This is a genomic window from Natrarchaeobius oligotrophus (genome assembly GCF_003841465.1).
Lineage (GTDB): Archaea > Halobacteriota > Halobacteria > Halobacteriales > Natrialbaceae > Natrarchaeobius > Natrarchaeobius oligotrophus.
On the sequence record NZ_REFZ01000053.1, the window covers coordinates 1 to 1,403 of the forward strand.

Annotated in this window: 1 protein-coding gene; it reads right to left on the reverse strand. The window is 57.7% G+C overall.

The annotated features are described in order from the left end of the window. Nucleotides 1–13: 13 nt before the first annotated feature. On the reverse strand, nt 14–1,288 hold the full coding sequence (locus tag EA472_RS21775; protein WP_124193542.1) for an IS4 family transposase: 1,275 nt from the start codon (nt 1,286–1,288) through the stop codon (nt 14–16). Nucleotides 1,289–1,403: the final 115 nt, after the last annotated feature.

Sequence of the window (1,403 nt, forward strand, 5' to 3'; positions counted from 1 at the left end):
TATTCGTCTTTAGCTAAGACTCACACCTCGGTTGCGTAGCGGTAGCGAGCGTCTCTTGTAACACTGGCCGTTGCTGGTGGATCTTCTGTGCGTCGTCGATCAACCGGTCGAGCAGCGGTGGCGGCGAGTAGCCGAGATAGTCGGCAAGTTCGTGGAGGATGAGCTGGGCGTGCGACCGGAAGGTCGCCGCCCAGCGTTCCGGCGGAAACACAATCTCATCGTCCGCCTGTTCGGTGACCAGATCAAGCAATTCACGACTCACCAGCAGTGACAGCAACGCCGCGTACAGCAGAATTTCGACAACATGCTCCTTCGTCGTGTCGAACTCGTCCAGTTCGTACTGCGTCTTCAACTCACGGAATAGCAACTCTACCTCCCACCGACACCGATAGATCGTCCCTAGATCCGACGGCAGGAACTCTTCTCTCGGGAGATTCGTGATGTACAGGTGGTAGTCGTCGGCGTCCTCTTTGCGGACGCCGACGACGCGAAACCGCTTCGTATCGCGTGACTGCGTTCCTCCGTACGGTCTTCGGTCGAACTCGGCTTCGACTTCCACGTCGATGTACTCGCGGTGCAGATCATCCACAACATCGTGGATCTGCTCACCTTCCAAGGGAATGGCGCGGCCGCGCCAATCCCGTAATTCCTCCGTTACGACCGGATTTGCGCTCTCTTTCAGCCGACTCACAAAGTAGCCGTCGTTCTCATCAATCAACGCGAAGCGCCGGTACTTGAAGTAGGCTCGGTCGAACAGAACGAGCCGATCTTCGAGCCACGGTCCTGTGTTAAACAACGTGCTGTCGTGCGTTTTCTCGTCAGTCACGTCGAGCCGTTCTATCGTCTGTTCAGTGGCATTATGGAGCAGGTGGAGCTTCGCTCCAGCCTGCTCCTCCTTGCGAGCTTCGTACTCATCGGCAAGGAACTCGTGTAACCGCAGGACGGTTCCATCTGCGATCATCACGTCCCTGAATCGGTCGATATCGGCGTCAACAGTGTCAGGGACAGCGACCTCGTCGAGGCCACGCTCGACGAGGTCGCGGAAGTACTCTGCGAGAGACGGCGTCAACCGGTGATAGAAGCCGCCGGGAGAGACCGTCTCGTCGGCTGTCGAGTTGTAGCTGCGTCTGAAGCCTGCGAGTGTTCGGCTTTCGCCTGCGGCGAAGCCGAACACGAATGCCCAGACGAAGGCAGGCATCTGGAGCTTGCGGTCGCGTTCGACCACGCCGAGTTCCTCGGCGTGCTCTTCGAGGAACTCGGAAGGAAACAATGTAGTGAGCCGACGCATAATCCGAGATGAGGAGGCTTCGTTGTGCACACTCGTCGCCTCCTCATTCCTCTCGAAAAGATGCCTCGATAAGCCGCCGCTGTCACGTGGTTTCTCGCTTAGCTAAAGACGGATA